Origin of the sequence: Microcystis wesenbergii FACHB-1317, from assembly GCF_014696875.1 — a bacterium.
Classification (GTDB): Bacteria; Cyanobacteriota; Cyanobacteriia; order Cyanobacteriales; family Microcystaceae; genus Microcystis; species Microcystis wesenbergii_A.
In genome coordinates, this window is the sequence record NZ_JACJQV010000041.1 from 1 (window position 1) to 5332 (window position 5332).

General features: G+C 43.2%; 3 protein-coding genes and 1 pseudogene. All 4 read left to right on the forward strand.

The window, feature by feature from the left end:
- Positions 1-387 precede the first annotated feature (387 nt).
- Positions 388-1473, forward strand: coding sequence for a 3-isopropylmalate dehydrogenase (gene leuB / locus H6F92_RS00750; RefSeq protein WP_190356445.1), 1086 nt, complete (start codon positions 388-390; stop codon positions 1471-1473).
- Positions 1474-1552: 79 nt separating this feature from the next.
- Positions 1553-1813, forward strand: coding sequence for a hypothetical protein (locus H6F92_RS00755; protein WP_190356446.1), 261 nt, complete (start codon positions 1553-1555; stop codon positions 1811-1813).
- A 332-nt stretch (positions 1814-2145) separates the two neighbouring features.
- Positions 2146-4023: an excinuclease ABC subunit UvrC gene (gene uvrC, locus H6F92_RS00760; protein WP_190356447.1), complete on the forward strand. Its 1878-nt coding sequence runs from the start codon at positions 2146-2148 to the stop codon at positions 4021-4023.
- 559 nt (positions 4024-4582) lie between these two features.
- Positions 4583-5332, forward strand: a pseudogene (locus tag H6F92_RS00765) (ISL3 family transposase); the annotation flags it as partial.

Consider the following 5332-nt stretch of genomic DNA (forward strand, 5'->3'; position numbering starts at 1 on the left):
CCCCGTTGGGGGCGTGGCGCCGCCCCCAAACCCCCCGCGCATTAGTTTTTCGGTGGGATGCTTACAGGCAGCTGCTGATATATCTGTAATAATTTAAAAGTCACTGATAATTGCTGATTGTCGGTATTTCTGCAAATGTGAGATGCACCCGATTAACTGCCCCTTTAATTAGGGTTTGCGGCAAAAAGTTTTTCCTGGGTGTAGGGTGTAGGGGTTTACCGATTTTCAGGGAAAAAGTATCTGAATTTTCCCCCCAATCACTCTCGGCTGGCACTTTTTGATGGGAAAAAAGTCTAAAAGCCTTATCCAACAAGGTTTTTAGATTTATTCAGCCAACCCTAACTATGTTATAATCAAGAGTCGGACCTATTTTACCGTTCTAGAACTATGACGCAACAGTATCGCATTACCCTACTACCCGGCGATGGCATCGGGCCGGAAATCCTCGCTGTCACCGTAGAGATACTGAAAGTCATCGCTAAAAAATTTGACCTCCAGTTTGACTTCCAAACCGCTTTAATTGGAGGGGCAGCCATTGATGAAACTGGCAATCCTCTCCCCGAAACAACCCTTAGCGCCTGTAAAAATAGTGATGCTGTTCTCCTGGCCGCTATTGGGGGTTATAAATGGGATAATTTGCCTCGGCAGCAAAGGCCGGAAACCGGATTATTAGGCTTAAGATCTGGTTTAGGTCTTTTTGCTAATTTACGTCCTGCCACCATTTTTCCGCAATTAATTGACGCTTCTAGTCTCAAACGGGAGATTATCGAGGGAGTGGATATCATGGTCGTCCGGGAATTGACTGGGGGTGTTTACTTCGGTCAACCGAAGGGGATTTTTGAGACGGAAACGGGAGAAAAATGTGGTGTAAATACCATGGTTTACTTGGAATCGGAGGTGGACCGCATCGCTAAGGTGGCCTTTGAAATTGCCCAAAAACGCGGCAATAAACTCTGTTCCGTCGATAAAGCTAATGTTCTTGATGTTTCCCAACTCTGGCGCGACCGGGTGACGAAAATCGCCGCTAATTATCCCGATGTGGAACTTTCCCATCTCTACGTCGATAACGCGGCCATGCAGTTAGTCCGGGCCCCCAAACAATTTGATACTATCGTCACGGGCAATTTATTCGGTGATATTCTCTCCGATGAAGCGGCCATGTTAACCGGTAGTATCGGAATGTTACCCTCCGCTAGTTTAGGGACTGCTGGGGTGGGAGTTTTTGAACCTGTCCACGGTTCGGCCCCAGATATCGCCGGCCAAGATAAAGCCAATCCGATCGCCCAGATTCTCAGCGCTGCTATGATGTTAAAATATGGGCTAAATCAGCCTTTAGCGGCAGCAGCACTGGAAAAAGCCATAGAAAAAGTCTTAGATATCGGTTATCGTACTGGAGATATTTTCTCGGAAGGTATGACCTTGGTGGGATGCCAAGGGATGGGCCAGGCCATCCTGAAAGTTTTAGAATCTTAACAAAAGTGCCAAATTCCGAAATCGTCATATACCATTGATTTAATAAATATGTCAATTTAATCGTGGGGAGACGAGTGATATGGTAGCCCTATCCCAGAAAACCGAACAACAACGTGTCGATATGGAAATCCCAATTTTGTTAGATCCTACTGTCTTACGGGCGGCCAGACGCATTTATCGCATCTACTGTACCCTCAATAGCCGAGTTAGTAAACGTCCTTTCGGTGTCGCTGTTAACCGCGACAATCATCGCGGCCAATTGATTTTTAACAATAAACCGATTCTACTCCCCGGAGAATGCTTCGTCCCGATTAAGCAAATCGAATCGGAAGCCTATTAATTTTTGTGAAGATTTGCCCTAAATATCTTGCCAAACGTCAGCTAATACCCACTGGCGTGATTTTTTTGTCTAATATAGGGTTTGCTGAACAAATCTAAAAACATTGTTCGATAAGACTTTTAGACCTTTTTGAAATCCAAAAGTACCGGCCATTGGAGTAATCGGGGGGAAAATTCCTGGACTTTTTCCCTGAAAATTAGGTAATTGAACTCCTGAAAATCGGTAAAACCCCACACCCCACACCCCACCTGCCCCCCCGATGTCGGGGGGGTTGGGGGGGTCACACCCTGTCCCCAAGACAAACTTTTTTCAGCAAACCCTAATATAAAAAGATGTTCGGGAATAATCTTAACTCTACCCTAATCCAAGACCTCGATCGCCTAGAAAATCGTCTTCGGGAAATCCCCCTCGAACCGGGGGTTTACTTCCTGCGCGACCAAAATGGCGAAATTCTCTACATTGGTAAATCCAAAAAACTCCGGTCTAGAGTCCGTTCCTATTTTCGTCCCAGTCAACCCCTCAGTCCCCGCATTGCTTTGATGGTGCGACAGGTGACAGAAATTGAATTTATCGTCACCGACACGGAAGCAGAATCTTTGGCCCTAGAAGCTAATCTAATTAAACAACATCAGCCCCATTTTAATACTCTCCTCAAGGACGATAAAAAATATCCATACATTTGTATTACTTGGTCGGAAACCTACCCGCGCATTTTTATCACCCGCAAACGTAGGATAAATAACCAAAAAGACCGTTATTATGGTCCCTACGTCGATACTAGGCTGCTGCGCCACACTTTACACCTAATTAAACGCACTTTTCCCCTGCGTCAACGTCCCCAACCTCTTTTTAAAGACCGTCCCTGTTTAAATTATGATATCGGTCGTTGTCCGGGGGTTTGTCAAAAATTAATTAGTCCCCAAGATTATCGAGAAACCTTGCAGAAAGTGGCGATGATTTTTCAGGGAAGGACGGGGGAATTATTAGAGAAATTAGCGACAAAAATGCTCGCAGCGTCGGAAAACCTAGATTTTGAACAAGCGGCCACGATTAGGGATCAAATTCGCGGATTACAGGCTCTTAATACCGATCAAAAAGTCTCTTTACCTGATGATACCGTATCCCGGGACGCGATCGCTTTAGCTAAGGACAAGCAGCATTGTTGCATACAATTATTCCAAGTGCGTTCTGGTCGTTTGGTGGGACGTTTGGGATTTTTTGCCGATAGTCAGTCAGCAAACGAGGGAGAAATCCTGCAAAAAGTCCTGGAAGAACATTATTTATCGGTGGAAGGGGTGGAAATTCCCAGCGAAATCCTGTTACCCTGCGAATTACCGGAAGGTGAGGTGTTAGCGGGGTGGTTAAGGGAAAAAAAAGGTCGCAAAGTCGAGTTAACTGTCCCCCAACGGCAAAGTAAAGCGGATTTATTAGCTATGGTCGAGAAAAACGCTCTTTATGAGTTAGAAAAGACGAAAAGAAGCGCCGACCGGGATTTACAGTCTTTGCAGGATTTAGCGGTAATTCTCGATTTACCGGCACTGCCGCACCGCATCGAGGGTTATGATATTTCTCATATTCAGGGTTCTAATGCAGTCGCGTCGGGAGTGGTGTTTATCGATGGGGTGGCCGCTAATCAACATTATCGTCACTATAAAATCAAAAATCCCGAAGTTAAAATCGGCCATTCCGATGATTTTGCCAGTTTAGCAGAAGTAATTCGCCGGCGTTTCCGTCGTTATGCCGAAAATACCGATAATATTGCCGAAAGTGATGATTTTCCCGATTTGGTCATGATTGATGGGGGAAAAGGACAATTATCAGCAGTGGTGACAGTTTTAGGGGAGATGAATTTATTAGAACAGGTAAAAGTTGTTAGTTTAGCTAAACAGAGAGAGGAGATTTTTTTACCGGGGGAATCCTCTCCTTTAGAGACAGATAAGGAACAACCCGGAGTGCAATTATTGCGTCGAGTCAGGGATGAAGCGCATCGCTTTGCTGTTAGCTTTCACCGACAACAAAGGATGCAAAAAAGTCGCCGTTCCCGTCTTGATGAGATACCCGGGTTAGGTTTTAAGCGACAAAAAGATTTATTAGCTCATTTTCATTCTCTGGATTATATTCGCGAAGCTTCCCTAGAACAATTGCAACAGGTGACAGGAATTGGGGAACAATTAGCTAAGGAAATTTATAATTATTTTCATCCTAGGTAGGCGTTAAAAATTATCAAACACCCCCCTTATCAAGGGTAGATCCCCCCGCCTATCGGCACCCCCCTTATCAAGGGTAGATCCCCCCGCCTATCGGCACCCCCCTTATCAAGGGTAGATCCCCCCGCCTATCGGCACCCCCCTTATCAAGGGGGGCAGGGGGGATCGAACCTAAAATTCATTTTTAATTTAATTATAACCAGCTACTTATCTTCAATAGCCCCGTAACCGTTGAGCTATTTTTGCTGATACGGTTAGTGACCAACGTACCATGATTTTTCTCCTTTAGCCCCTAAACACATAAACATCATAACCCATTTCTAGCAACAATTAGAAAGAACAAATTTTAACCTCAGATAAGGTGCGTTACCTTTGATTAATGGCTCTTCGGGAATTGTTATGCAAATAATTAACTTAAAATAAAATTCGATGAGAGTACCTAGTCTCAAAAATAGCTGAAATCCATACAGGAAAAGGCTTAAGGCACAAACTGGTTAATACCAAAAGATAGACAATTGAGTTAAGATTTAATATAATAACCAAAAACCAGAGTATTTTACTTATGATACTTGACAAATTTTTGAATCTAAAAGGAACGTCTATTCAAGGCTATCGACACCTAGAAAATATCGGTATAGTTTGACGAATCGAATCGAAAAGTCAAAAAGCAATCTGTCCTCGTTGTCGGTTAGAGAGCGATAAAATACACCAAAATCATCGACATTTAGTCAAAGATTTACCAATCTCAGTCCAACCAGTGTACTTACAAGTTAATCGTCGTCAATTTAAGTGCGATAATTGTCGAAAACCCTTTAGTGAAGAGTTAGATTTTGTCGCCAGTAAACGAACCTATACGAAAAGACTAGCCGAAAATATACTCGAACAATTAAAAGAAGGAGATATTTTAAATGTTAGTCGAAGAAATGATGTAACGGAAGAAGAGATTCAAAGAATGATAGAGGACATAGCTGAAGAAATTACAGAGACAGACCTATCGAAATTAAAAAGACTAGGAATTGACGAAATCGCTCTAGTCAAAGGACAAAAAAATTACTGTGCGGTTTTAGTAAATTTAGATACGGGAAAACTAATAGCTATTCTAGAGAAGCGAACACAAGAAGAATTGAGGAAAACGCTTACAGGGTGGGGAAAAGAGGTGTTAGAGCCAATTGAAGAAGTCAGCATAGACCTTTGGTTGTCCTATAAAAATTTGGTGAAAGAATTGATGCCATCGGCCGAGGTAGTCGCCGATAGATTCCATGTAATGAAACAAATTAATCAAGAGTTAGACGAACAGAGAAGAGCGGAAAAA